The following is a 26923-nucleotide window of genomic DNA, read 5'->3' on the forward strand; positions in this document are numbered from 1 at the left end:
CGCTTCGCGCAACATCCGGCGCAGCCGTCCAGCGTGCAGGCGTCTTGCCTCGAACGCGCCTGGCCTGCGGCCATTGGCGCGTTCGCCGGCGTGCTGGCTGCAAGCAGCACAGCGCCGCCGGGCCGCCGACGCCCGGAGCGACAGCGAAGGGCAAAGGCGGAAGGCAAGACAAAAGGGTGCGGCACCTGTCGGCCCGCAAAGCCAGTCTGCACATGGGGGTGGCGCGACACGCAGCGGCTTCGCCACCGTGCCGCGTGGGGCGCGAAGCCCGCGCCGATGCGGGCATGTCCGCGTGCTTCGCACGCCCGGACACGCCAGAACTTGCAAGGAGCACAGCCATGACCGACCGCCGCGACGACGATTTCCGCATCCGTCCCAGCGCCCCGAAGAACCGGGGCCAGAGCTTCGTCTCCAAGGTACTCAAGCAGGCGGGCAAGGCCAGCGGCGGTAAGTCCTCGGTGCGCCGTCCTGGTGGCAGTAGCAAGAGTGCCGGCTCCGGCCAGCGGCCCGGCTCACGCTTGGGACGCGGCCACACGGCGGCGCGCTTCGCGGGGGCGAAGCTCACGTCCATGTCGCGGCGTGTGACCATCAAGACGCTGCTGCTCAATCAGCACCGAGCCAGCCCGCAGTCGCTTGCCAAGCACCTGCGCTATATCGAGCGCGATGGTGTGGGCCGCGATGGCGAGTCGGGCCAAGCCTACGGGCCGCAGACCGATGCCGCCGACCTCGATGCGTTCAAGGAACGCTGCGCCGACGACCGGCATCACTTCCGCTTTATCCTTTCGCCCGAAGATGGCGCGGAGCTGGAAGACCTGCGCACCTATACCCGGCACCTCATGGGTCGCATGGAGGCCGACCTTGGCACGGGCCTCGATTGGGTGGCCGTCAATCACTGGAACACCGACAACCCGCACACGCACATCGTCGTGCGCGGGCGCGACGACACCGGCAAAGACCTCATCATCGCGGGCGACTACATCGCCGATGGGTTCCGCCATCGCGCCGCCGAACTGGCGACCGAATGGCTGGGGCCGCGCACCGAGCTGGAGATCCAGCAGACCTTGCGGCGCGAGGTGGATCAGGAGCGGTGGACGAGCCTGGATCGCACCTTGAAGCGCGAGGCCGGCGACGATGGCATGGTGCATGTCGAACGGCTCAACGAACCCCGACTGCAACGCCAGCGTCTGCTGCTGATCGGCAGGTTGCAGCGTTTGCAGCGCCTGGGCCTGGCCGACGAGGCCCAGCCCGGCACGTGGACCGTCCACAACGATGCGGAAAAGACCCTGCGCGCCCTGGGCGAGCGCGGCGACATCATCCGCACCATGCAGCGGGCCATGCGCGGCGAGCCACGCGAACTGGCGGTGTTCGAGCCTGGGGACGATGGCCGAACCATCCTCGGCCGCGTGGCCGCGAAGGGGCTGGCCGACGAACTGCACGACCGGGGCTATCTGGTCATCGACGGCGTGGACGGCAAGGCCCACTACGTTGCGCTCAACGCCCGCGACGAGCTGGCGAACTATCCGACCGGCGCCGTGGTGGAGGCAAGGAGATCGGCTGACGTGCGCGCGGCCGACAAGAACATCGCCGCGTTGGCGAGCGATGGCCTGTACCGCACCGACCACCACCTTGCCATCGCGCAGGGTCAGGCCGTGCCCGGCCGCGATCCGCAGGAAGTGGTCGCGTCCCACGTCCGCCGGCTGGAAGCCTTGCGCCGTGCCGGTATCGTGGAACGGGTGGCCGAGGGGCTATGGAAGGTGCCGGACGACTTGCCCGAGCAGGGCCGTCGCTACGATGCGCAGCGCCTGGGCGGCGTGGCGGTGGAGCTGAAATCGCACCTGCCCATCGAGCGGCAGGCCCGCGTGATCGGAGCCACCTGGCTCGACCAGCAGTTGATCGGCGGCGGCTCGGGCCTGGGCAACCTGGGCTTTGGCAGCGAGGTCAACCAGGCGATGCAGCAGCGCGCCGAATTCCTGGCCGAACAGGGGCTGGCAGAGCGGCGCGGGCAGCGCGTAATCCTCGCGCGCAATCTATTGGCGACACTACGCGATCGGGATGTGATTCGGGCTGCCAAGGATATTGCCACCGAAACCGGGCTGGAACACCGTCTGGCGGCCGATGGCCAGCGCGTGACCGGCATCTACCGGCGCAGCCTCATGCTCGCCAGTGGCCGCTTTGCCATGCTCGATGATGGTATGGGGTTCAGCTTGGTGCCATGGACGCCGGTCATCGAACAACGACTCGGCATGCTGATTTCTGGGCAGGTACATGGTGGCACCCTATCCTGGCAAATCCGACGGCAGCAGGGTTTATCCGTTACCTGACGCCAGCAGCGATTGAGCACCTACCGACCGGATGCGTCTACAGCCGTTCAGCGTCCGGCAAACTGCGGGACTCGCTTTGCGACGAACGCGTGAACCGCTTCCAGCGAATCTGTGGTTTTCGAGGCTCGATTCATTTCGGCCGCCTCCAGCCTCAATGAGGTCGCCAGATCACTCTCGAAGGCAGCGAGTTGCAGGCGCTTGGCGCCCGCATAACCTTGCGTTGGTCCGACCGAAAATTGCACCGCCATACGCCGCGCTTCGCCCAGCAGGCTCTCGCCAGGAACCACTTTCTCGACCAATCCCCAGGCCAAGGCCTCGTCCGAACTGACTACGCGATTGGTCAAGATCATGTCTCGTGCGCGTCGTCCACCCACTGCGCGTGGAAGTAGCCAGCTGATGCCGAAATCCCCCGCGTATCCGAGGCCGGTATGGGCCGCCACAAACTTCGTCCCACTTGCGGCAATCAGGTAGTCAGAGGCCAAGGCAAGCCCGAGACCGCCTCCGGCCTCCGGCTACCGCGCCTTGTACGGCGCAGACTACCGGGAACGGCAGGCTGGCGAATTGAGGAATCATGCTTTCGGCCACTCTCAGTTCGTCATCGACCAAGGTAGACAACGCATCGCCTGCGGCCACCATTTCTTCGATGTCGCCTCCGCAACTGAACATCCGGCCCTCGCCGCGCAGCAGCAAAGCTCGAATCGAGCCATCGCGTTCGACATCTGCAATGACACCAGCGAGCACGTTTACGACCGACGTGCTCAACGCATTCATTTTTTTTGGCGAGTTGAGTGTTATGGTCGCGACGGCACCATTCTTTTCGAGAATTACCGGATTTCCAGGCATGCTGACGTTCCCTGATTGATCAAAATTTCAGCGTCAGCGCGGCGCCATGCGAATGGCACCATCCACACGAATGGACTCGGCATTCATGTAGCCGCAAGTAACGAGAAACTCGACGGCCTGCGCGAATTCATCGGGGTCGCCTAAACGCTTGGGGAAGGGCACGCTGGCCGCCAGCGCCTGTTTGACGTTGTCCGGCAGACCCAGCAGCAACGGTGTACCGAAGATCCCCGGCATGATGGTGTTGATCCGGATCCCTTCGTCCATCATGTCGCGCGCGATTGGCAGGGTCATGCCCACGATGGCTGCCTTGCTGGCCGCATAGCTGGCCTGGCCGACCTGGCCGTCCTGCGCGGCGGCCGAAGCAGTGTTGACGATGGCGCCGCGGTCGCCATCGGCCAGCGGCGCGAGCGTCAACATGCCCGCAGCTGACTTGGCGATGCAGCGGAAGGTGCCCACCAGGTTGATCTGAATGATGCGATTGAAACGATCTGCCGCGCATGGGCGGATTTCGCCGGTTTTCTTGTCGCGGCTGACAGTCTTGACGGCATCGGCAGTGCCGGCGCAGTTGACCAGAATGCGTTCCTGCCCAATGGCCGCGCGGGCCTTGGCGAAGGCGGCGTCCACCTGCTCCTCGGACATCACGTCCACATTGCAGTAAACGCCGCCGAGTTCGCTAGCCAACGCCTGGCCGAAGGTTTCGTTCATGTCGAAGATGGCGACTTTGACGCCATGGCTGGCCAAACGCCGGGCCGTGGCGGCTCCCAGGCCGGAAGCGCCCCCGGTGATGACGGCAGAGATGTCGGAGTTCAGTTGCATGGTTTTTCCTCGATGGGTGAGAAACAGGCGTTATTGGCCGGTAAAGTTGGGTGTGCGCTTGCCTAGGAATGCCGCTTGCCCTTCCAGGTTGTCGGCCGAACGCAAAGCGACGAGGAAATTGCGCTTCTCATGCTCCAGGCCTTGCGCGAGCGGAGTCTCAAAGCTGGCCAGTGCCGCATCTTTCGCCAGCGCCACGGCCAGCGGCGAATTGGCTGCAATCCGGTTGGCCATCGCCAACGCCGTCGGCAGGGCCTGGCCATCAGCCGTCACTTCGGCGACCATGCCTGCATCGCAAGCCTTGCGGGCGTCGATGAAATCGCCGGTCAGCAACAGGGCCATGGCCTTGGACTTACCGATAGCGTGGATCAGGCGCTGCGTGCCCCCGGCACCCGGAATGGCGCCCAGCTTGACTTCCGGCACACCGAAATTGGCGGACTCGCCAGCGATCGCGATGTCGCAGGCCAGCGCTAATTCTGTGCCGCCGCCCAGCGCGAGCTTTTCCACCGCTGCGATGACGGGCTTGGGGAAGCGCTCCAGTTCCGACCAAAAGTGGCCGCCTGCTGCCGCACGATCGCCCAGCAGTGGCTCGGCGCGCAGCGCATCGAAGGCCGTGATGTCGGCCCCGGCGCAGAACACGCCCTCGGCGCCGGTGATGATGACCGCGCGCACGGTATCGTCGTCGCGCAGTTGCACAAGCTGCGCACGCAGGCCATCGAATACCGCGCGGTTCAAGCTGTTCTTCGCGCGCGGGCGGTTGATGGTCAAGGTGGCGATGGCGCCATCGCGGCTGACGAGCACTTCGCTGGCTTCGCTCATGGTGGCCCCGCTCATCCAAGCCGCTCGATGATGGTGGTGTTGGCCGTGCCCGAGGCCTCGCAAATCGTCTGCAGGCCATAGCGGCCGCCCCGGCGCTCCAGCTCGCACAGCAGGTCAGTGAGCATGCGCGCGCCGGTAGAGCCCAGCGGATGGCCGATGGCTATCGAGCCGCCGTTGACGTTGAGGCGGTCGTCCAGGATGCCGAACTCCTGCTGAAACATCAGCGGCACGCCGCCGAAGGCCTCGTTGACTTCGAACAGATCGATATCGTCGAGGGTCAGACCCGATTCCTTCAGTGCCTTGCGGGTGGCGTCGAGCACGGCGGTGAACTGGATCACCGGGTCGGCGGCTGCCACGGCGGTGCTGACGAAGCGCGCACGCGGCTTCAGGCCGTATTGCTTGGCGTAGGCACGGCTGGCGATCAGCAGCGCGGCGGCACCGTCGCTGATCTGCGATGAGTTGGCGGCCGTGGTGGCGCCGTCGGCGGCAAACACGCCTTTCAGCGTGGCCATCTTCTCGGGGTTGGGGTCCGCGCGCACGCCCTCGTCGGCGGCGACGATCGGGCTGTCCGGATCGGCCGGATCCTCGGTCAGCCGCACCAGTTGATCCCTGACGCGGCCAGCCTGCGAGGCCTCGGTGGCCCGCCGATGGCTACGCACGGCGAAGGCATCCAAGGCCTCGCGCGTGAGACCGAAGCGCTTGTTCATCAACTCCGAGGAAGCGCCCTGCGGTATCAGCGGGTTGTCCTGGTAGCGCGCCAGTTCGCTCGGGCTGTATTGCGAGCCCAGCGGCGCGCCGGGCTTGAACGACGGCGGCATGGGGGCCTGCGACATCGACTCGACCCCGGCACCGATGACCAGTTGGTAAGCGCCCGCCCGGATGCCATGCACGGCAAAGCTCACCGCCTGCTGGCCCGACCCGCATTGCCGATCGACCGTCACCGCCGGCACGGATTCGGGCAGCCCCGCCGCCAATACGGCATGACGGCCCAGGTTGCCGTGCTGCTGGTCCCACTGCAGCACGCAGCCGACGATCACATCGTCCAGATCGGCCGGGTTGATGCCGGAGTGCTCGACCAGTTGGCGCAGCGTCTCGCCCAACAAATCGACGGGATGCCATTTCTGCAAGCGCCCGCCGCGCTTGCCCACGGGGGTGCGCAGCGCACCGACGATGACGGGTTCATGGTCATTCATGTTGTTCTCCTGGTTCAAAAGGTTGGCTCACTCGGCGTAGCGGCCCGCATGCTCGGCGCGGATGCGCTTCTTGTCGAGCTTGCCGACGCTGGTCTTGGGGATGGCTTCGACGAACAGGACCTGATCCGGCCACTGCCACTTGGCGAAGGCGCTGCCCAGGTACTCCTTCAGTTGTTCCTGGGTCGCCTGCTGGTCGGGCTTGAGCACCACCAGGGCCAGCGGCCGTTCCTGCCACTTCGAATGCGGAACGCCGACCACGGCGGCGTCGCGCACGGCGGGGTGGCCCATGAGCAGGTTTTCCATGTCGATGGAAGAAATCCATTCGCCGCCGCTCTTGATCACGTCCTTGATGCGGTCGGTAACTTTGAGGTAACCGTTCTCGTCCACCGTTCCGACATCGCCCGAGCGCCACCAGCCGCCTTCCAGGAAACGGTCTGCGGAATCAGGCATGTCGTGGTATCTGGCCGTGATCCAGGGGCCGCGCACGCAAATCTCGCCCGCTGACTTTCCGTCGTGCGGCAAGTCCTTGTCGTCGGCATCGAGGATGCGAATATCCACCCCGGTCAGCACCAGACCCTGCTTGCGCTTGAGGTTCCACTTCTCTTCCTCGGTCAAGCGCTTCTTGAGCGTGGACTTGAGGCGGTTCATCGTCACCAGCGTCGTGGCTTCGGTGGCGCCGTAGGCGTGCACCACCTCAGCACCCGTGAGGTCGTAGAAACCGATCATCATCGACAGCGGCGGCTCGGAGGCGCCAGACAGCATGCGCATGCGGCTGAAGTCCGGCTTGACCTGCATCGTCTCGATGTACTGCAGCATGGGCTGGAAGATGGCCGGTGCGCCGTTGGTGATGGTCACACCCTCAGCGATCATGGCGTCAACCAGCGGCTTGGTGTCTTCGGCAGCGTAGCGGCCCGGCAGCACGATCTTGTCGGCCAGCAGCGTGGCGGCCTGTGGCAGGCCCCAGCACTGCCCGTGGAACATGGGCGTGATGAGCATGACGCAGTCGTCCAGCGTCATGCCCAGATTGGTGGCCATGGCCGTGGAGTGCAGATAGATGCCGCGGTGCGAGTAGTACACGCCCTTGGGCTTGCCTGTGGTGCCGGTGGTATAGCAGGCGCTGTAGGCCGAGGTTTCGTCGATCTCGGGCCAGTCGATCTTCGTGTCGGCGGCGGCCAGCAGGTCTTCGTAGTGCAGCAGCGGTTTCAGCGTGGTCTTGATCTGGTCCAGCGGCTTGTCGGTCATGACAATCCAGCCCTTGATCTGGGGCGAATTCGCTGCGACGGATTCGGCAAGGGGTAGCAATGACTCGTCTACGCAAACGTAGGACACCTTGCTGTGGTCGACCACGTAGCCCAGGTCCTCTGGGCCCAGGCGCAGATTCATCTGCAACATGACAGCACCCAGGCCGGGAATAGACCAGTACAGCTCGAAGTGACGTCGGCTGTTCCAGTCCAGGATGCCGACCCGGTCGCCGGGCTCGACACCGAGCGCGCGCAGTGCATTGGCGCTGCGGCAGATGCGCGCGTAGCAGTCCGCGTAGGTGTAGCGATCCCAGCCGCCATCGGGTGTGCGGTAGACGATCTCCTGGTCCCCATGGGTGCGCGCGGCGTGCCGGATCAGCGTCGTGGTGTTGAGCTGGCGGTCGTTGCCCGTGGTGGACGGGCAGCCGCGGACGATGTGGGTGGTAGCAGTCATTTCTTTGTCTCCTGGGTGGTGGTTGCGTTGAGTGCCTGGAACCGTGGGGCCGAGGCCGCTTCGATGGCGCCGAAAGAGGTGGTCTGGTAGATGCCCCGTGCCGCGTTGTGCGGATGCCGCACTGCCTCGGCCAGGCTGAGCACGGGTGCAAAGCAGGCGTCGCTGCCTTCAAGCAGCGCGCACCAGTGCGCCTGGGGCTGGGTGCGGATGAGGGCCGCGATGCGCTCCTTCAACGCTGGCCACGCCGCCGTGTCGTACTGGTCTGCAGGGTTCACGTCCGCCAGGCCCAACTTGGACAACAGCAATGCGTAGAACGGCGGCTCGATCGCGCCGAGGCTGATGAAGCCGCCGTCGGCGCAGACGTACACGTCATAGAACGGCGAATCGTGGAACGGGCTCGGCTGTGCGCCGTCGATCTGCCCGTTGGCGCGAATCCAGTGCACCAGCGTGCCCAGCATGGCCACGATGTCCACGATGGCTGCGTCCACAACCCGGCCACGGCCGGTGGCCCGTGCATCGACCAGCGCGCAGGCGATGCCAAAAGCCATGCCTAGCGCCCCGGCACCGTCCCCGAGTACCGAGGGCGGCACGATGGGCGCCTGCCCCCTGTGCGCCGACAGCGACAGCAGGCCCGTCAGCGCGACGTAGTTCAGGTCGTGGCCCGCGGCCTGGGCAAGTGGCCCGTCCTGGCCCCAGCCCGTCATCCGGCCATAGACCAGCCGGGGATTGAGCGCCGCGCAATCTGCGGGGCCGAAGCCCAGCCGCTCCATCACCCTTGGGCGAAAGCCTTCGATCAGAGCGTCGGCCTGGGCAATCAGTTCCAGTGCGCGCGCCTTGCCACCGGGCGACTTCAGGTCGATGACCTCGACCTTCTTGCCGCGGTGCAGCGGGTTCTCCACCGCCCCGCCCAGCCGCTGCGCCCCAGCAGCCTGCTCGGCCCGTGCCAGCGCGATCACCTCGGCGCCCATGTCGACCAGCATCCTGGCGGCCAGAGGGCCTGGACCGATGCCCTCAAACTCCACCACACGGACGCCGTGCAGAGGCAACTGCAGCGTGTGCGGCATGTTCACAGCTTCCTCGAAACCAGGTCTTTCAGGACCTCGTTGGCGCCGCCGTAGATCTTCTGCACTCGCGAAGCGGCATACATCCGCGCGATCGGATACTCGGCCATGTAGCCGTAGCCGCCGAACAATTGGAGACACTCGTCCACCACGCGGCACTGCTGTTCGGTGCACCACCACTTGGCCATGTAGGCGGCCTCGTTGTCGAGTGTGCCGTCCAGCAGTCTCTGTGTACAGTCGTTGACGAAGCTGCGCACCACATGCGCGATGGTCGCCATCTCGGCCAGCTTTTGGCGCGTTGTCTGCATGTCGAACAGAGGCGCACCGAATATCTTGCGCTGCTTCGTGTATTCGATGGTGAGCTCCAACGCCCGGTCGATGACGGCCGCCGCCGGCACTGCAATGACCATGCGCTCGTAGGGCAGCGCGCCCATCAGTTGCCCAAAGCCTTGTCCTTCAACGCTCCCCAGCAGTTGGTCGGCTGGAACGCGCACGCTGTCGAAGAAGAGCTCCGCCGTGTCCGAGGCCTGCATGCCGATCTTTTCAAGCAGGCGGCCCACACGAAAGCCTGGCAGGTTCTCGGTCTCCAGTACGAACAGCGACACCCCTTTGCTGCCCGCGCCACTGGTGCGCGCCGCGACGATCAGCAGGTTTCCGGTGAAGCCGTTGGTGATGAAGGTCTTGGCGCCGTCGATCACGTAGTAGTCGCCGTCGCGCCGGGCCCGGGTGGAGATGGCCTTCAGATCCGAGCCGCAGCCCGGCTCGGTCATCGCGATTGCGGCCAGCATCTCGCCGTTCGTCACCTTGGGCAGCCAGCGCTGCTTTTGCGCTTCGGTGCCAAAGTCCAGGATGTAATGCGAAGCGATGGTGTGCACCGCGATATTGACCGGCATCTCGGCCTTGGCCAGTTCGTCCTGCACCACCAGCTGGTAGGCGAGGCTGGCGCCGGCACCACCATAGGTCTCGGGCATCTCGGGCAGCAGAAAGCTCATCCCGCCGAACAGACGCCAGACCTCGCGCGGGATGTAGCCCTGGCGGCGCCATTCGTCGAGCCGGGGAGTGAATTCGGCGGCAACGTAGCGACGCACCTGCTCGCGAAAAGCGTCGATCTCGTGGTCCATCCAGGCGTGGCGATACAGCTGTGGCAGCATGGGCATGTCTCCTTGTATGTTGGCTTCTGACCCCGCACCGGGCGTTCCGCACAGCGCCACTGCCGAAGTGTTTTTGGGGATGCGACAATCGTAATAATTGGCCCCTGCAAGGGCGATAGCGGATTGCCTCAATCAACTGACAAATAACTTCTTTTGGCCCGCGCGACCGGCGTTGGCTCCTTCGATCACACGCAATGCTGCAACCCGTCTTCACCGCTCCTATCTTTGCCGTGCATGGCCTGCTGGACGGCGCGCGCGGCAAGGGGCTGGCCACGCAAGAATGGCTGAAGGGCGTGCTGGGGCGCGCCGGCATCAGCGAATCGCTGCTGGAGCTCGAGGATTCGCGCGTAACCGTGGAGCAGTTCAACGCGCTATTTATCGCTGTCAAGGACAGCCTGAACGACGAGTGCCTGGGCTACCTACATGAGCGACCCATGCGCCCGGGCAGCTTCGCGCTAATGGTGCGCAGCGCGTTCACTGCCCATTCGTTGTCATGCGCCCTGCGTCGCCTGAGCGAATCCTTCGCCCTGCTGCAGGACGACGTGACGCTGGTGCCCGTGACCGAGGGCGCGCTGGGGGGCTTCGCGCTGGAGATGCGCGGCGGCCCGGGCGCACATGCCGAATTCCTTCATGCACATCTGCTGCGCGTGTTCTGGCGCTTGTTGCTGTGGCTGCACGGCGGCCGGCTGGTGCCGCAGCGATTCGACTTCAATTTTGCGCTGCCGCTCCATGCGATGAGCTACGGGCGCATCTTTTCCGGTTCGCTGTGCTTCGGGCAGCCGCGCACGGCCGCCTGGTTCGACGCCGACGCCTTCAAACTGCCGGTGCGGCGCGATCGGGACGCGCTGCAGTCCTTTCTGCGCGCCACGCCGGGCAACGTGGTGGGGCCGCACCTGAACGAGCGCAGCGCCAGCGCGCGGGTCCGCATGGTGCTGCAGCTGGCCAACCCCGAATGGCCCGACCTGCCCGTCACCGCGCAGCGCCTGCATATGTCGGTGAGTGCGTTGCAGCGGCACCTGGCCACCGAGGGCACTTCCTTCCAGGCACTGAAGGACCAACTGCGGCGCGACATGGCGATCGTGCGCCTAACCAGCAGCGAAGCCTCGCTCATCGCCATCGCCGCCGACCTGGGCTTCACCGACAGCACCGCCTTCCAGCGCGCATTCAAGGTCTGGACCGGCAGCGCGCCGGGAGCCTACCGCGCCCGCTCGCGTAGCCCGCAGCACCCTACATAGAGGCATTCGACCAATTCCGGCACGGCCACGAGGCTGTAGCCGACCACCGAGAAGATCGGCGCCTTCATAGCTGCCGGGTCTTGGCCCACATCGAGCGAGGCTCTCGTGCGCTCAAGAGACTGTTTGCAGCCCTGGCAGTTGCACCGACGGCAGCGCAGCGACAGGCTGCGCCAGGAAGCAGACGCTTTCCGTCAGCCTATCGAGGTCATTCGTCATTGCCACCGTTGAGGCTGACTTCTAAGCTTCCTAAGCTAAAACTGAGCTCGCACTGCATAGGAGTGATGGCTCTGCGCCATTAGGAGCAGCACTGCCAGAATGTAAATCAAGCATCATGACCGACGCAGCCCCGGCACTCTCGTATCCGTTCTCGGATCTCCCACTCCCTGGCCAAGCCACGGAAATCAAGCCTGGTGTGCTGTGGCTGCGCATGCCGCTGCCGTTTTCCCTGGATCACATCAACCTCTGGGCATTGAGCGACGGTCCTGGTTGGGCGGTCGTGGACACGGGCATTCGCAGCGTGGACGTCAGGAACGCGTGGCTCGCCTTGCTCGCTCCGCAGGGGCCGCTAGCCGGCCGACCCATCTCCCGTGTGATAGCGACGCACATGCACCCGGATCATGTGGGCATGGCGGGATGGTTGACACGTCGCTTCGAATGCGCGCTTTGGATGACACGAGACGAGTATTTGAGCTGTCGGGTGATGCTTGCCGATACGGGGCGGGAAGCGCCAGTCGATGGCGTTCGCTTCTATCGGAGGGCCGGATGGAGCGACACCGAGGTGGATGAGTACCGCACCCGGTTCGGTGACTTCGGTAAAATGATCCATCCATTGCCTGACAGCTTTGTGCGGCTCACGGATGGCCAGATGTTGCGGATCGGGGACCAGGAATGGGAAGTCATCGTCGGCACAGGACATTCCCCCGAGCACGCGTGCTTCTACTCGCGCGAACTGGATTTGCTGATATCGGGGGATCAGGTTCTTCCCAGGATCAGTTCCAATACCTCCGTGTACGCCACCGAGCCGCATGCGAATCCTCTGCAGGGTTGGCTCGATTCCATCGACCGGTTGATGCAACGCGTACCTGGGAGCGCCCTGATTCTGCCTGCCCACAACGAACCTTTCCATGGCCTGCACCTACGGTTGGAGCAACTGCGTGCGAGCACCGTCAGAGGCACCGACCGCGTCAGGCAACAACTTGCGCAGCCTCTGAGGGTCATCGACCTGGTTCGCGCCCTGTACCGTTCGTCCATTGTTGCGGAGCAAATGCACCTCAACCTCGCGACCGGAGAGACGCTCGCCCACCTAAACTATCTCGACCAGCGTGGGGAAATCGTGTCTGCAGAAGACGAAGACGGCGCAATGCGCTATCGGCTCGCCTGATGCACTAATTTGCCCTCAAGGATATAGAAGTAACCCAATCAAGCCTGTCATTGACTGGGTTCTTTGCTGATGTGTTTCGAGAGCAATGAGTCCTTGCACCAGCGCGTCGTGTACGGCCTCCAGTTCTTTGAACACCGTGTTGGCAAACCAATCCTGGCACGGCACCTTCCACAGATGCTCGACCGGGTTCAGCTCAAGGCTGGCAGAAACTCTAGGCGCATATTCTGTGGCACATCCAAGTGACCCGCGATGTGCCAACCCGCCTGATCCATGACCATCATGATGAACTCGACGGCATGGCGTCGCGCCATCTCGGCCAGGAACACCTGCATCGTCTCAGCGTTGGCCCAGGGCAGCACCAGAGAGTCAATCACGCCATCGTGCGTGCTGACGGCGGCGAAGGCGTACAGGGTCTGGCGTTGAGGCGTGCGCCGACGATGGGGCGTGAGCCCCTGGGCACCCAACACTGCCGGGGTGTTCCCAGCAGGCAGAAGCGCCCTTCGTGCTGGAATATCAGCCGCACGCGGCGACCATATTCAGCTTGACGCCTGACCTCTTGGCGCACTTGAACAGTGCTCTCAGAAAGGGGCCGTTTGTCATTCGATCGGGGCGCTTCGTCATCGCGGCTCGCAGCACCGGCACCTAGGATTCCTTGTGTGCGCTGGACGACATGTAGCGGAGCGGCGATGACCGCCGCCCCACGATCCAGAGCCTAACTCAAAGGAGACAAACACGTGTGCCAAATCGACATGCAGAAGCTCGCCGACGACGCTCGCTTCAACCGCTTTCATGCCAAGGTGCTTCTGTGGTGCCTGTTGATTCTCATCATCGACGGCTATGACATCGCCGTGGTGGGCATCGCCCTGCCGTCCATCATGCAGCAGATGGGCGTGAACGCATCGACTGCCGGTTTCATGGCCAGTTCGGCCCTGTTCGGCATGATGTTCGGCGCCATGGTTCTGGGCACGCTGTCCGACCGGATTGGTCGGCGCTGGGCCCTCTCCATTGGCGTCATGCTGTTCAGCGTGTTCACCGCGGCCGCCGGATTCACCAAGGATCCCATCAGCTTCAGCGTGGTGCGCTTCATCGCGGGCCTGGGGATTGGCGGTGTGCTGCCGGTCATCGTGGCACAGATGGTCGAGTACTCGCCCAAGAAGATCCGCAGCCTGATGACGGCGCTGATGACTTCGGGCTACGCACTGGGCGGCATCCTGGCCGCGGTGCTCGGCAAGCAGCTGATCGGCGAGTACGGCTGGCAGGTCGTTTTCATCGCAGCGGGTGTGCCGGTCCTGCTGATTCCGTTCATCTTGAAGCTGGTGCCGGAATCAATGACCTACCTGATCTCGCGCAGCCGCAACGGCGAACTGGCCGAAGTGGCCCGTAATCTCCAGCCGGGAGTCAAGCACCCGGCGGACGCCCAGTTCGTCGTGCCCACCGCCGACCGCGTGGCGGGTGCGCCGGTCTCCCGGCTGTTCCAGGACGGGCGAGGCCCGAGCACGGTGCTGTTCTGGATCGCCTTCTTCTCGGGCCTGTTCATGGTCTATGCGCTCAGCAGCTGGCTGACCAAGCTGATGGCTATGGCTGGCTACAGCCTGGGGTCTGCCCTCAGCTTCGTGATCGCGCTGAACGTTGGCGCCATCATCGGTGCCGTGGGAGGCGGGTGGCTCGCCGACAAGTTCAACATCAAGTGGGTGCTGGTGGGGATGTATGCGCTGGGCGGCGTGCTGCTGTACCTGATGACGTTCCAGACCTCGACCGAGCTGCGTTATCTGATCATCGGCGCGGTCGGCGCCTGCACCACCGGCGCGCAATTGGTGGCCTATGCCTACTGCGGGCAGTTTTACCCGATGTCCATCCGCTCGACCGGCATCGGCATGGCCTCCGGCGTGGGGCGCCTGGGCGCGATCGCGGCGCCGCTGCTAATCGGCCAGATCGTTGCGCTTGAGCTGCCGCTGGAGCAGAACTTCCTGGTGATCGGGGCTTTCGGAATCATCGGCTCGATCGCCCTGGCGTTCATCAGGCATGGCGGCCCGGCGTCGGTGGGCCCGCAAGAGGCTGCACGCGAGTTGCGCCCGTCGCAACAGACGCCGCAAAACGCCTGATCGTAGCCATCAAGGAAATTCGCTGTGTCTGTCTACATAGCCCCCCTGCGCGAAATGCTGTTCGCCATGAAAGAGGTCGGCGGCCTGGACGCGATCTGCGCCCAGCCCGACCATGAAGAAACCACGCCCGACCTGGTCGAGGCCATCCTGCAGGAGGCGGCTAATTACGCCGCTGGCGTGCTGGATCCGCTCAACCGCCCCGGCGACGTGCAGGGCGCGCGCTGGCACGATGGTCGGGTCACGCCCGCCGACGGCTTTCGCGAAGCCTGGGCCAGCTTCTGCGAGAACGGCTGGAACGGCATGCCCGCTGCCACCGAATGGGGCGGCCAGGGCCTGCCCACGCTGGTCTCCACCGCCGTGCTGGAGATGTGGAAGTCGTCCAACCTCGCGTTCAGCCTGTGCCAGATGCTCACGCTGGGCGCGGTGGAGGCCATTGCGCACCATGGCAGCGACGCACTCCAGCGCCGCTTCCTGGCACCCATGGTCGAGGGCCGCTGGACGGGCACCATGAACCTCACCGAGCCCCAGGCCGGCTCTGACCTGGCCGCGCTGCGCAGCCGTGCCGTACACGAGGGCGACCACTACCACGTCAGCGGCAACAAGATCTTCATCACCTGGGGCGAGCACGACATGGCCGAGAACATCGTGCACCTGGTGCTGGCGCGCCTACCCGATGCGCCACCGGGGGTGAAAGGCATCTCGCTGTTCCTGTGCCCGAAGTACCTGGTCAACGACGATGGCACCCTGGGCGAACGCAACGACTTGGCCTGCACGTCGATTGAGCACAAGATGGGCATCCACGGCAGCCCCACGGCGTCGATGAGTTTTGGCGACAGCGGCGGCGCTATCGGCTACCTGGTCGGCGAGCCGCACCAGGGGCTGGCCTGCATGTTCACCATGATGAACCACGCGCGGCTGAACGTTGGCCTGGAAGGCGTGGGCATTTCCGAGCGCGCCTACCAGCGCGCACGCGCCTATGCGCTGGAGCGGGTGCAGGGCAAGCCGCTGATCAGCGGCAGCACCGCCATCGCAGGCCACCCGGACGTGCGGCGCATGCTGATGGACATGAAGGCCCGCACCGAGGCCATGCGCGCGCTGGCCTACTTCTGCGCCGGTCAGATGGACCGCGCCGCGGGCCACGCCGATGCGCAGGAGCGCGCGCAGGCGCAGGCCCTGGTCGGCCTGCTGATACCGGTGGTCAAAGGCTGGTGTACCGACAGCGCGCAGGGCATCACGTCCGACGGCGTGCAGGTGCATGGCGGCATGGGCTACGTCGAGGAAACCGGCGCCTCCCAGCACATGCGCGACGCGCGCATCACGACCATCTACGAAGGCACCACGGGCATCCAGGCCAACGACCTGATCGGCCGCAAGCTGGCACGCGAGGGCGGGCGCACGCTGAAGGCGCTGCTGGGCCGCATCGACGGCGATGCGCGCCGGTTGGTCGAATCGCCCGATGCAGTGCTGGCGCAGATCGGCCGCGCGTTGGCAGCCGCTGCCCAGGCGCTGGACGAAGCGGTCGACTGGCTGCTGGCCCACGACGGTCAACCCGCGCAGTGCGCGGCGGGCGCCGTGCCCTTCCTGCGGCTGGCGGGCACCGTGATCGGCGGCTGGCTGTCGGCGCGCATGGCCGAAGCCGCTACCGCGCAACTCGCGGCGGGCGCGGGCGATGCGGGCTTTCTCGGTACCAAGCGCGCCACAGCCAGCCATTACGCGGCGCATGTCCTGGTGCAGGCGCCGATGCTGCGCGACATCGTCACGGGCGGCGCCGCCAGCACGCTGGCCCTGGCGGACGATCAACTCTGAATGATCCTGAAAGGAAACCCTCCCATGAAAATCCTGGTTCCCGTCAAGCGGGTGGTTGACTACAACGTCAAGGTCCGCGTCAAGAGCGATGGCAGCGGCGTGGACATCGCCAATGTCAAGATGAGCATGAACCCCTTCGACGAGATTGCCGTCGAAGAGGCTGTGCGGCTCAGGGAGAAAGGCGCGGCAACGGAGATCGTCGCCGTCTCGTGCGGCGTGTCTCAATGCCAGGAGACGCTGCGCACCGCCATGGCCATCGGTGCCGACCGCGGCATCCTAGTCGAGACCAATGAAGAACTGCAGCCGCTGGCCGTGGCTAAGCTGCTTAAGGCCCTGATCGACAAGGAACAGCCCGGCCTCGTGATCCTGGGCAAGCAGGCCATCGACGACGACTGCAACCAGACCGGCCAGATGCTGGCGGCGCTGGCCGGTCTGCCGCAAGCCACCTTCGCCTCCAAGGTCGAGCTCGCCAGCGACAAGGCAGCCGTGACCCGCGAAGTGGACGGCGGCCTGGAAACCCTTAGCCTCACGCTGCCCGCGGTCATCACCGCCGACCTGCGTCTGAACGAACCGCGCTACGTCACCTTGCCCAACATCATGAAGGCCAAGAAAAAGCCGCTGGACACCATCAAGCCCGAAGACCTCGGCGTTCAAGTCGCCCCGCGCCTGAAGACCCTGAAGGTGACCGAACCCGCCAAGCGCGGCGCCGGCGTGAAGGTGGCTGACGTGGCCGCCCTGGTCGAAAAACTCAAGAACGAAGCGAAGGTGATCTAAATGTCGGTACTCGTTATTGCTGAACACGACAACGCATCCATCAAGGGCGCAACCCTGAACACCGTGACGGCTGCAGCCGCTTGCGGTGGCGACGTGCACGTGCTGGTGGCCGGCCACAATGCCGGCGCTGCCGCACAAGCCGCCGCCCAGATCGCCGGTGTCGCCAAGGTCATCCACGCCGACGCCGCAGGCTTGGCCCACGGCCTGGCCGAGAACGTGGCCGCCCAGGTGCTGGCCATCGCCGGCAACTATAGCCACATCCTGTTCCCGGCCACGGCCGGCGGCAAGAACGTGGCCCCCCGCGTGGCCGCCAAGCTCGACGTCGCCCAGATCAGCGACATCACCAAGGTGGTGAGCGCCGACACCTTCGAACGCCCCATCTACGCCGGCAATGCCATCGCCACCGTGCAAAGCAGCGACGCCACCAAAGTCATCACCGTGCGCACCACCGGCTTCGACGCCACAGCGGCGACCGGAGGCAACGCAGCAGTGGAAACGGCAACCGCAGCGGCAGACACCGGCAAGAGCAGCTACGTGGGCAGCGAAATCGCCAAGAGCGACCGGCCCGAACTGACGGCGGCCAAGATCATCGTCTCCGGCGGCCGTGCGCTGGGCAGCAAGGAAAAATTCGACGAAGTCATCACCCCGCTGGCCGACAAGCTGGGCGCGGCCATCGGCGCGAGCCGCGCGGCGGTGGATGCGGGCTACGCGCCCAATGACCTGCAGGTGGGCCAGACCGGCAAGATCGTGGCGCCGCAGCTGTACGTGGCGGCGGGCATCTCGGGGGCGATCCAGCACCTGGCGGGCATGAAGGACTCCAAGGTGATCGTGGCGATCAACAAGGACCCGGAGGCGCCGATCTTCAGCGTGGCCGACTACGGGCTGGAGGCGGACCTGTTCGCGGCTGTGCCGGAACTCGTCAAGGCCTTTTAACTTGGATGAGATACACCATGGAGCTTCGGCATTTGCGTTGCTTTATAGCGGTGGCCGAAGAACTTCACTTTGGCCGCGCAGCGGAAAAGCTGCACATCGATCAGTCCCCTTTGTCGCGCACCATCAAGGAGATAGAGGAAGAGCTCGGGGCGCAACTGTTCACGCGAACCACGCGAAGCACCCGCCTGACCTTTGCCGGAATGGCATTCCTGGAGCGGGTGCCGCGAATCTTCGAAGCTCTGAAACAGGCGTGTGACGGCGTCAAGTCCGCCGCCAGTGGGTTTCAGGGACAGTTGCGCATCGCTTTGTCCGATGGCATCACGCCCTCGCGAATGCCGACGCTGCTGGCACGGTGCCGAGAGGAAGATCCAGAGATTGACATTCGGTTATTTGAGATGCCGTTGGACCAACAGATCAAGGGTCTGCACGATGACCTGTATGACGTCGGCTTTTCGATGGCCGAAGAGGTGGGCGACGGCATTGTGGTCAGGCCTGCGTGGGAAGACGAGCTGATGGTGGCGGTCCCAGCTCGCCATCCTGTGCTGGCCCACAAGCACGTTCCGTTGGAAGAAGTGCTGCGCTATCCGCTGGCGCTATGCGATCCGGCGATATGCGAAGGCCATGCACGCCAAGTTGATCGCGTTTTGCAGCGCTACGAGCAACAGCCACTGATCGCCCAGCGCGTGGCGTCCTATGAGGTGATGATGACCTTAGTCTCCGCCGGATTGGCACTTGGTTTGGCGGGCGCCGCGCACATTGCATCCGGCCGTGGGCCAGGTGTTGTGGCCCGGCGCTTGGCGGGCAAGTCGCAGATGCTGGCCACGTATCTGCTGCACCGTGACGTGGAGCCCTCCGAAATGCTGGCTCGGTTCATCGCACGAGTGGACTCCATTGATTCGGCGGATGGCTCCAGCGCCGCCGAGGACTCCTGATCCACCTGCTGAAAGGACCCAAGCCATGCCCCGATTCCTGTCGCTGCTGATGGCCGCTGCACTGACAGCCTCCTGTGGGCCATCCCAACCGACGGAAACCGTGGACTTCCTCGTGGCCCATCCTGAGCGTCTCAAGGAAGTCCAGCGCCTGTGCAAGGAAGAGCGCGCGAAGGCCGGCGAAGAACTCTGCCGACGTGCCGCCGAGGCCGCGAATCGCCGCTTCTTTGGTGACCGGCCGGAGCAGAAGTCCCAATAAGGTAACCTTCCGTCGCGGCGCCGCGACAAAGTTCTCGCAGTTACCTCATCACGCCGCAGCGCGCTCGCGCATGCGGCATTTTTATTGTCTTCGCCACCGCAAGAAGTCTGGCTCTTTTGGCCTGAATCCCCGCCATAACGGTCTTTGACCGGCCTGCACGCTCGCCTTGATCCTCGGCACTACGGCACGTTCCTGTGCCGTAGTGGGAGGTTGACCAATGCAAGGAACGAACGTGCTGTTCGGTCAGATTGCCGTCGTCTTCGGCATCGTGATCGCTGGCGTATGGAGCGCCACGCAATGGACAGCAGCGGCCCTGGGCTACCAGCTACGCCTGGGCTCGCCGTGGTTCGACTTCTTCGGTACGCCGGTCTACCACCCCTGGGGCCTGTTCGAGTGGTGGTTCTTCTTCGACGCCTACGCGCCGCATATCTTCGACGCGGGCGGTGCCATTGCCGCAGGCAGCGGCCTGATCGCGATGGTAGTTGCCATCGGCATGTCGATCTGGCGCTCGCGCCAGTCCAAGCTGGTCACGACCTACGGCTCGGCCCGCTGGGCCAATGCGGAGGACATCCACAAGGCGGGCCTTGACCAGCCTGCGGGCGTGTTCCTCGGCCTGCATCGCCAGCAGTACCTGCGCCATGAAGGCCCGGAACACGTCCTGACATTCGCGCCCACCCGCTCGGGCAAAGGCGTGGGCCTGGTGGTTCCCACCTTGTTGAGCTGGCCTGCATCGGCCGTCATTCACGACATCAAGGGCGAGAACTGGAGCATCACCGCCGGCTGGCGCTCGCGCTTCTCGCATTGCCTGCTGTTCAACCCGACCGATGCGAAGTCGTCGGCCTACAACCCACTGCTGGAGGTGAGGCGCGGCGCGCACGAAGTGCGCGACGTGCAGAACATCGCAGACATTCTGGTCGATCCCGAAGGAGCACTGGAGCGGCGCAACCATTGGGAGAAGACCTCGCATGCGCTGCTGGTTGGGGCCATCCTGCACGTGCTCTACGCAGGCGAAGACAAGACGCTGCGCGGAGTCGCCAACTTCCTCAGCGACCCGGCCTGTCCCTTCGAGCTGACCCTGCATCGGATGATGACCACGCCGCACATCGGTGGTGGGCCGCATCTGGTGGTGGCATCGGCAGCGCGCGAAGTCCTGAACAAATCGGACAACGAGCGTTCCGGCGTGTTGAGCACCGCCATGTCATTCCTCGGCCTGTACCGCGACCCCACGGTGGCCGAAGTCACCTCGCGCTGCGACTGGCGCATTGCCGACCTGATCGCGGCCGAGCATCCGGTGTCGCTGTACCTGGTGGTGCCGCCTTCGGACATTTCGCGGACGAAACCGCTCATTCGCCTGATCCTCAACCAGATCGGGCGACGGCTGACGGAATCGCTCGACGGCAGCGACGGCATCGCGCGCCGCCACAAGCTGCTATTGATGCTCGACGAGTTCCCCGCGCTCGGACGGCTCGACTTCTTCGAGACGGCCCTGGCCTTCATGGCCGGCTACGGTATCCGCAGCTTCCTCATCGCCCAGTCGCTCAACCAGATTGACAAAGCCTACGGCCAGAACCATTCGATCCTGGACAACTGCCATGTCCGGGTGACGTTCGCCACCAACGACGAGCGCACCGCCAAGCGCATCTCCGAAACGCTGGGCACCGCGACCGAGCTGCGCGCGCAGCGCAACTACGCCGGCCACCGGCTCGCGCCATGGCTCGGGCATCTGATGGTGTCGCGCCAGGAGACGGCACGTCCGCTGCTCACGCCGGGCGAGGTAATGCAGCTTCCGCCCGACGAGGCCGTGGTGATGGTGTCCAGCGTGGCGCCCATCAAGGCCAAGAAGCTGCGCTACTACGCGGACAGCAATTTCAAGCGGCGCGTGCTTCCGCCGCCGGTGCTTGCAACCCTGTCCATGCAGGGGCGCTATGCCGATGTGCCACCGGAACGCGCCGACGACTGGAGCGGGCTGGCGATTCCCGCCATGCCGGTCGCACCGACGGCCGACGCCGCCGATGGGCTGGAGAACCTGGGTTCGGCCGACGACAGCGGCCCACGCCGCCAGCCCGAACTTTCCGAAGCCGTCACCTACGACCCCGACCTGGTTGCGCCCGCAGCCGACCTCGGGCTGCTCGATGACGACGACATGCCGCATCCCCTTCCTCGCCAGCTCGATCCGGCCCTGCAGCGCACGGCCCGGCTGGCTTCCCTCGACCCTGACGACGGAATCGACCTATGACCCAACACCGCCTCAATGTGTTCATCCAGCCGGAGCACAGCAAGCGGCTCGATGAACTGGCCGCCAAGAAGGGCGTGTCCAAGTCCAGCATCGTCGCGGCGGCCCTGGCCTCCTGGCTGTCGCCCGATGCGGCCGACCAGCGCGAGGCGGCAATTGCCAAGCGGCTGGACCGCCTGTCGCGCCACGCCGAGCGCCTGGAGCGCGACCAGAACATTGCCATCGAAACATTGGCGCTGTTCATCCGCTATTTCCTCACGGTGAGCACACCCGTGCCCGAGGCCCATCAGGATGCCGCTCGCGCCCAGGGCAAGGCCCGCTTCGAGCAGTTCGTCGAGCAGCTCGGTCGCCATTTGCTGCGCGGGCGCAGCCTGGTGCGGGATGTGGTGGAGGAACTGCACACCGATCCGACGCGACCGGAGGGCGCTGCGGCCGTCGCGGATGCCCAGGAGCGTGCCTTATGAGCGCCGTTCCTTCCTCCTTCACGGCCACCTCGCTGGATCGCCGCATCCAGATGCTGCGCACGGCCATGGGGCCGCTGATCGCTGCCGCGCTCGAAGACCCGGACGTGGTGGAAATCATGCTCAACCCCGATCGCACGCTCTGGGTGGATCGTCTGTCCACGGGCCGCGCGCCGATGGGCGTGGAACTGTCCGAGGCCGATGGCGAACGCATCATCCGCCTCGTTGCAGCTCACGTTGGCACGGAAGTTCATCGGGGCCAGCCGTTGTTGACGGCAGAGCTGCCCGAGACGGGCGAACGCTTCGAGGGCATCCTGCCGCCCGCCGCGCCGGGGCCGGCCTTCGCCTTGCGCAAGCGCGCCTTTGGCGTGATCCCACTGTCGCGCTACATCGAGGACGGAATGATGACCGCCGCGCAGGCGGGCCTGCTGGTGCGCGCCGTGCGCGAGCGCCAGAACATCCTGATCGCAGGCGGCACCAGCACGGGCAAGACCACGCTCGCCAATGCCTTGCTCGCCGAGATTGCCGCTACCGGTGACCGCGTGCTGGTGCTTGAAGACACGGTGGAGCTGCAATGCGCGGCGCGCGATCACGTACCGCTGCGCACGCGCCAGGGCGTGGTGTCGATGACCGAGCTGGTGCGCTCTTCCATGCGCCTGCGCCCGGATCGCGTGATCGTTGGCGAAGTGCGTGGTGCCGAGGCGCTGGATCTCATCAAGGTATGGGGCACGGGCCACCCCGGCGGCATCGCCACCATCCACGCCGGCTCCGCGCTGGGCGCGCTGCTGCGCCTGGAGCAACTGATTCTCGAAGTGGCGGAGAACCCGCCCCGTGCGCTGATCGCGGAAGCGGTCAACGTGGTCATCCACATCGCCGGGCGCGGACGCAAGCGCCGCATCGAGAGCATCGCCCGCGTCGTCGGCTTTGACGGCGTGGGCTACCGATTGGCGGATTGGGAGGCGGACGCGCTGGACACGCCGTTTCCCGAGTTGTCGCCAAACCCCGATGCCGTACCCGCTGCGGCGACTTCCTCATCCCTTGACTCACTTGGAGAACTGCCATGACGCAGATGACCATTCCTGCTTTCCGTTTTTCTGCAAATCCGGCTTTGCGTCTTGCGCGGCTGCGCTGCCTGGCCCGTCCTGCGGGGCAAGGGCTGCTGCTGGCCGCGTTGCTGTTGTTCCTGGCCGGAGCCGCGCAGGCCGCCGGTTCCTCGATGCCGTGGGAAGGCCCGCTGCAATCCATCCTCGAATCCATCCAGGGGCCGGTGGCGCGCATCGTCGCGGTCATCATCATCATCGCCACGGGCCTCGCGCTCGCGTTCGGCGACACGTCCGGCGGGTTCCGCAAGCTGATCCAGATCGTATTCGGTCTGTCCATCGCGTTCGCCGCTTCGAGCTTCTTCCTGTCGTTCTTCAGCTTCTCCGGCGGGGCGGTCGTATGAGTGCCCCTGACACCTTCGCGGACGGCTTCGAGGTGCCGCTGCATCGCTCGCTGACCGAGCCGATTCTGCTGGGCGGTGCGCCGCGCACCGTAGCGATCGCTAACGGCACGCTGGCCGCCGCTGTCGGCCTGGGCCTGCAACTGTGGATTCCGGGCGTCGTGCTCTGGATCGTCGGCCATTCGCTGGCGGTGTGGGGTGCGCGCGTCGATCCGCAGTTCATGCAGGTCTTCGCCCGGCACATCAAGCACCGCCCGCTGCTGGACGTGTGAGGGGAGGACGCCGCGATGCTGAACCTCGCCGAATACCGCCAGCGCCCGGCCTTGCTTGCCGACTGGCTGCCCTGGGCCGGGCTGGTCGCACCGGGCGTCGTCTTGAACAAGGACGGCAGTTTCCAGCGCACGGCCCGGTTTCGCGGGCCTGACCTCGACAGCGCGACGCAAGGCGAGCTGATCGCCACGTCGGCGCGGTTGAACAACGCGCTGCGCCGCATGGGATCGGGCTGGGCGCTGTTCATCGAAGCCGAGCGCCGGCCTGCGGCCGACTATCCGCACTCGGAGTTTCCCGAGCCGCTTTCGTGGGTGGTGGAGGAAGAACGCCGGGCCGCCTTCGAGGAATCGGGCCATCACTTCGAGAGCGGCTATCACCTGACGTTGCTTTACCTGCCGCCGGAAGAATCCCGCGCCCGTGCAGCCAAGATGCTCTACGAGAACACACCGACGAATGGCGTGGACTGGCGCGAGCGGCTGCAAGCCTTCGTCGCGGAAACGGATCGCGTCTTTGACCTGCTCGACGGCGTGATGCCGGAAATCGTCTGGCTGGATGACAGCCAGACGCTGACCTACCTGCACACGACCATCTCGACGCGGCGCTACCGCGTCGGTGTGCCCGAAGTGCCGTTCCACATCGACGCCCTGCTGACCGACTCGCCGCTGGTCGGTGGCCTGGCGCCCATGCTGGGCGACCAGCACCTGCGCGTGGTGTCGGTGCGCGGTTTTCCGACCTCGACCTGGCCGGGGATTCTGGACGACCTCAACCGCTTGGGCTTTGCATATCGTTGGAGTACGCGCTTTCTCTGTCTCGACAAATCCGAGGCGGAAAAGGAACTCACCCGCCTGCGCCGCCAGTGGTTTGCAAAAAGGAAGAACGTCATCGCGCTGCTGCGCGAAACGATCTTCCAGCAGGAAAGCCCGTTGGTCGATACTGACGCCAGCAACAAGGCGACCGACGCCGATGCCGCCTTACAGGAGCTGGGCAGCGATCAGGTCGCCTTCGGCTATCTCACCGCCACGGTGACGGTGCTCGATGCCGACCCGGCCGTAGCCGACGAGAAGCTGCGCATGGTGGAGCGGGTCATCCAGGGGCGCGGCTTCGTCACCATCCCGGAAACGCTCAACGCCGTGGATGCGTGGCTGTCATCCATTCCGGGCAACGCTTACGCCAACGTGCGCCAGCCCATCGTCTCGACGCTGAACCTAGCACACATGATGCCGGTGTCCGCAGTATGGGCGGGGCCGGAAAAGAACGACCACCTCGACGGCCCGCCGCTGATCGTCACGCGCACCGATGGCGCGACGCCGTTCCGGCTGGTGACGCACATCGGCGACGTGGGCCACACGCTGGTCGCAGGCCCGACCGGCATGGGCAAGTCGGTCTTGCTCGCCACGCTGGCGATGCAGTTCCGTCGCTATCGCGGTTCGCGCATCTTCGCCTTCGACATGGGCCGCTCGATGCGGGCCACGATCCTGGGCTTGGGCGGCGAACACTACGACCTGGGCACGGATGGCGAAATCGCCTTCCAGCCCCTGGCACGCATCGACCGCGAGGGCTACCGCACCTGGGCCGCAGAATGGGTCGAAGGCCGCTTGCTGCACGAAGGCGTGGCGGTCGGCCCCGACGAGAAGGCGGCTATCTGGTCGGCGCTTGGAAGCCTCGCCGGTGCGCCGGTGGAGCAGCGCACGATGACCGGCCTGTCGGTGCTGCTGCAATCGAACGCGCTGCGCCAGGCGCTCGCGCCCTACGTGCTCGGTGGTGCGCACGGCAAGCTGCTGGACGCTGACCACGACCGGCTCGGCATGGCCGACGTGCAGTGCTTCGAGATGGAGGAGCTGATGCACAGCAAGGCCGCCGTCATGGCCGTGCTGCATTACCTCTTTGCGCGCTTCGATGAACGCTTCGACGGATCGCCCACGCTGCTGATCCTCGATGAAGCGTGGTTGTTCCTCGATGACCCGGTGTTTGCCGCGCGTATCCGCCAGTGGCTCAAGACGCTACGCAAGAAAAACGTGTCGGTGATCTTCGCCACGCAGTCGCTCGCGGACATCAAGGATTCGAGCATCGCCCCCGCGATTATCGAAAGCTGCGCCAGCCGCATCTTCCTGCCGAACCCGCAGGCGACTGAGCCGCAGATTCGCACGATCTACGAAGGCTTCGGCCTCAACAGCCGGCAGATCGAGATCGTCGCCACCGCGCAGCCCAAGCGCGACTACTACTACCAATCCCGCCTCGGCAACCGCCTGTTCGACCTCGACCTGGGGCCGGCCGCGCTGGCGTTTGCGGGCGCTTCCACGCCGCAAGACCAGCGCGACATAGACCGCGTGCTGCTGGACGCCGGCGTACCCGGCTTCGCGGGCGCCTGGCTGCGCCATCGCGGCCTCGATTGGGCGGCCGACCTGCTGCCCTCGTTCCCCGGCCTTGCGCCGGGTTCCCTCGCTGATCAACCCCTGGAGAACCTGTCATGAAAAAGCGTCTTGTCGCCGCCGCAATCGCGGCCATGCTTTGCACCGCCACCGCCCATGCGCAATGGGTCGTGGTCGATCCCACCAACCTCGTGCAGAACACGCTGACCGCGATCCGCACGCTGGAGCAGATCAACAACCAGATCCAGCAGCTTCAGAACGAAGCGCAGATGCTGATGAACCAGGCGCGCAATCTCGCCAGCCTGCCATCCAGCGTGGTCGGCCAGTTGCGCGCCAATCTGGCGACCACGCAGCGGCTGATCGACCAGGCGCGCGGCCTGGCCTACGACGTGACGAATCTGGATCGGGAGTTTCAGCGCCTGTATCCCGAGCAGTACGCCGCCACGGTGAGCGGCGACCAGATGTACCGCGACACGCAGGAGCGATGGAAGAACACGCTCAACGGCTTGCAGACCACGATGCGGATGCAGGCCCAGGTTTCGCAGAACCTGGGCGAAGACGAAAGCGTGCTCGCCGACCTCGTGGGCAAGAGCCAGTCAGCCGAAGGTGCGTTGCAGGCGATGCAGGCCATGAACCAGTTGCTGGCCTTGCAGGCCAAGCAGTCGATCCAGTCGCAGCGGCTCCAGATCACGCAGGATCGCGCTGCCGCGCTGGAACTGGCGCGGCAGGCGGCGGCCACGGAGCGCGGACGTGAGATGACGCGCCGCTTCCTGGGCAGTGGCACGCCGTACACGCCGCAAGCCGTCGATTTCTACAACCACTGACGAGGTGCGG

The 26923-nt window shown here is 65.3% G+C and carries 25 protein-coding genes; 16 read left to right on the forward strand and 9 right to left on the reverse strand.

Translation table 11 applies throughout. The features are described from left to right. Positions 1-338: 338 nt before the first annotated feature. Positions 339-2321 carry a relaxase/mobilization nuclease domain-containing protein gene (locus HV711_RS11140; RefSeq protein WP_012436214.1) on the forward strand — a complete coding sequence of 661 codons (1983 nt, stop codon included), beginning with the start codon at positions 339-341 and terminating at the stop codon, positions 2319-2321. 47 nt (positions 2322-2368) lie between these two features. Here HV711_RS11140 and HV711_RS33480 read toward each other — a convergent pair whose 3' ends face one another. From HV711_RS33480 to HV711_RS11175, 8 genes are read right to left on the reverse strand one after another with little or no spacing between them, the layout of a single operon-like run. After that, complete coding sequence (locus tag HV711_RS33480; RefSeq protein WP_253279287.1) at positions 2369-2761, reverse strand: enoyl-CoA hydratase/isomerase family protein; 393 nt, start codon at positions 2759-2761, stop codon at positions 2369-2371. A 31-nt stretch (positions 2762-2792) separates the two neighbouring features. Continuing rightward, entirely contained in the window at positions 2793-3164 is a 372-nt protein-coding gene (locus HV711_RS33485; RefSeq protein WP_230965136.1) for an enoyl-CoA hydratase/isomerase family protein, read from the reverse strand. Positions 3165-3197: 33 nt separating this feature from the next. After that, entirely contained in the window at positions 3198-3980 is a 783-nt protein-coding gene (locus tag HV711_RS11150) for an SDR family NAD(P)-dependent oxidoreductase (protein WP_035479509.1), read from the reverse strand. 30 nt (positions 3981-4010) lie between these two features. Continuing rightward, positions 4011-4796, reverse strand: coding sequence for an enoyl-CoA hydratase/isomerase family protein (locus tag HV711_RS11155; protein ID WP_027015145.1), 786 nt, complete (start codon positions 4794-4796; stop codon positions 4011-4013). Between the two features lie 11 nt (positions 4797-4807). Then, complete coding sequence (locus HV711_RS11160; protein WP_035479512.1) at positions 4808-5989, reverse strand: thiolase family protein; 1182 nt, start codon at positions 5987-5989, stop codon at positions 4808-4810. Between the two features lie 27 nt (positions 5990-6016). Then, positions 6017-7684 (reverse strand): long-chain fatty acid--CoA ligase, encoded by a 1668-nt coding sequence (locus HV711_RS11165; RefSeq protein WP_035479516.1) that lies wholly within the window; start codon positions 7682-7684, stop codon positions 6017-6019. Next, positions 7681-8748, reverse strand: a complete 1068-nt coding sequence (locus tag HV711_RS11170) for a CaiB/BaiF CoA transferase family protein (protein WP_027015142.1) — start codon at positions 8746-8748, stop codon at positions 7681-7683. Before HV711_RS11170 ends, HV711_RS11165 begins: the two co-directional genes overlap by 4 nt. A gap of 2 nt (positions 8749-8750) precedes the next feature. Next, entirely contained in the window at positions 8751-9896 is a 1146-nt protein-coding gene (locus HV711_RS11175) for an acyl-CoA dehydrogenase family protein (RefSeq protein WP_035479518.1), read from the reverse strand. A 194-nt stretch (positions 9897-10090) separates the two neighbouring features. Between HV711_RS11175 and HV711_RS11180 the strand changes: the two genes are divergently transcribed. Together HV711_RS11180 and HV711_RS11185 are read left to right on the forward strand one after the other, a co-directional pair. Continuing rightward, positions 10091-11131, forward strand: coding sequence for an AraC family transcriptional regulator (locus tag HV711_RS11180; protein WP_027015141.1), 1041 nt, complete (start codon positions 10091-10093; stop codon positions 11129-11131). Between the two features lie 331 nt (positions 11132-11462). Beyond that, positions 11463-12512 carry an MBL fold metallo-hydrolase gene (locus tag HV711_RS11185; protein ID WP_012436223.1) on the forward strand — a complete coding sequence of 350 codons (1050 nt, stop codon included), beginning with the start codon at positions 11463-11465 and terminating at the stop codon, positions 12510-12512. Positions 12513-12700: 188 nt separating this feature from the next. On the opposite strand, the gene HV711_RS11190 is transcribed toward HV711_RS11185, so the two are convergent. Next, positions 12701-12979 carry a transposase gene (locus tag HV711_RS11190; protein WP_012436224.1) on the reverse strand — a complete coding sequence of 93 codons (279 nt, stop codon included), beginning with the start codon at positions 12977-12979 and terminating at the stop codon, positions 12701-12703. Positions 12980-13246: 267 nt separating this feature from the next. Here HV711_RS11190 and HV711_RS11195 point away from each other — a divergent pair, with 267 nt between their 5' ends. The 13 genes from HV711_RS11195 (at position 13247) to trbJ (ending at position 26913) form a co-directional block, all read left to right on the forward strand. Next, the gene (locus HV711_RS11195) at positions 13247-14614 is read left to right on the forward strand and encodes an MFS transporter (protein ID WP_012436225.1); all 1368 of its coding nucleotides are present in this window, start codon (positions 13247-13249) and stop codon (positions 14612-14614) included. Positions 14615-14638: 24 nt separating this feature from the next. Continuing rightward, complete coding sequence (locus HV711_RS11200) at positions 14639-16420, forward strand: acyl-CoA dehydrogenase (RefSeq protein ID WP_012436226.1); 1782 nt, start codon at positions 14639-14641, stop codon at positions 16418-16420. A gap of 24 nt (positions 16421-16444) precedes the next feature. Next, complete coding sequence (locus HV711_RS11205) at positions 16445-17194, forward strand: electron transfer flavoprotein subunit beta/FixA family protein (protein ID WP_012436227.1); 750 nt, start codon at positions 16445-16447, stop codon at positions 17192-17194. After that, on the forward strand, positions 17195-18127 hold the full coding sequence (locus HV711_RS11210) for an electron transfer flavoprotein subunit alpha/FixB family protein (RefSeq protein WP_012436228.1): 933 nt from the start codon (positions 17195-17197) through the stop codon (positions 18125-18127). It abuts the gene before it with no gap. 17 nt (positions 18128-18144) lie between these two features. Next, positions 18145-19059 carry a LysR family transcriptional regulator gene (locus HV711_RS11215; RefSeq protein WP_012436229.1) on the forward strand — a complete coding sequence of 305 codons (915 nt, stop codon included), beginning with the start codon at positions 18145-18147 and terminating at the stop codon, positions 19057-19059. A 25-nt stretch (positions 19060-19084) separates the two neighbouring features. After that, positions 19085-19315 (forward strand): EexN family lipoprotein, encoded by a 231-nt coding sequence (locus HV711_RS11220; protein ID WP_012436230.1) that lies wholly within the window; start codon positions 19085-19087, stop codon positions 19313-19315. Positions 19316-19532: 217 nt separating this feature from the next. Then, positions 19533-21551, forward strand: coding sequence for a conjugal transfer protein TraG (locus tag HV711_RS11225; RefSeq protein ID WP_012436231.1), 2019 nt, complete (start codon positions 19533-19535; stop codon positions 21549-21551). Beyond that, positions 21548-22012 (forward strand): CopG family transcriptional regulator, encoded by a 465-nt coding sequence (locus HV711_RS11230; RefSeq protein WP_012436232.1) that lies wholly within the window; start codon positions 21548-21550, stop codon positions 22010-22012. Before HV711_RS11225 ends, HV711_RS11230 begins: the two co-directional genes overlap by 4 nt. Then, on the forward strand, positions 22009-23073 hold the full coding sequence (trbB, locus tag HV711_RS11235) for a P-type conjugative transfer ATPase TrbB (RefSeq protein ID WP_035479522.1): 1065 nt from the start codon (positions 22009-22011) through the stop codon (positions 23071-23073). Before HV711_RS11230 ends, trbB begins: the two co-directional genes overlap by 4 nt. Beyond that, positions 23070-23453 (forward strand): TrbC/VirB2 family type IV secretion system protein, encoded by a 384-nt coding sequence (locus HV711_RS11240; protein ID WP_012202373.1) that lies wholly within the window; start codon positions 23070-23072, stop codon positions 23451-23453. The genes trbB and HV711_RS11240 overlap by 4 nt, the downstream gene beginning before the upstream one ends. After that, complete coding sequence (locus HV711_RS11245) at positions 23450-23722, forward strand: VirB3 family type IV secretion system protein (RefSeq protein ID WP_003103993.1); 273 nt, start codon at positions 23450-23452, stop codon at positions 23720-23722. Before HV711_RS11240 ends, HV711_RS11245 begins: the two co-directional genes overlap by 4 nt. A 15-nt stretch (positions 23723-23737) precedes the next feature. Further along, entirely contained in the window at positions 23738-26191 is a 2454-nt protein-coding gene (trbE, locus tag HV711_RS11250; RefSeq protein WP_012202372.1) for a conjugal transfer protein TrbE, read from the forward strand. Continuing rightward, entirely contained in the window at positions 26188-26913 is a 726-nt protein-coding gene (trbJ, locus tag HV711_RS11255; protein WP_012202371.1) for a P-type conjugative transfer protein TrbJ, read from the forward strand. The genes trbE and trbJ overlap by 4 nt, the downstream gene beginning before the upstream one ends. Positions 26914-26923: the final 10 nt, after the last annotated feature.

Source organism: Paraburkholderia phenoliruptrix, assembly GCF_902859825.1.
Taxonomy (GTDB): Bacteria; Pseudomonadota; Gammaproteobacteria; order Burkholderiales; family Burkholderiaceae; genus Paraburkholderia; species Paraburkholderia phenoliruptrix.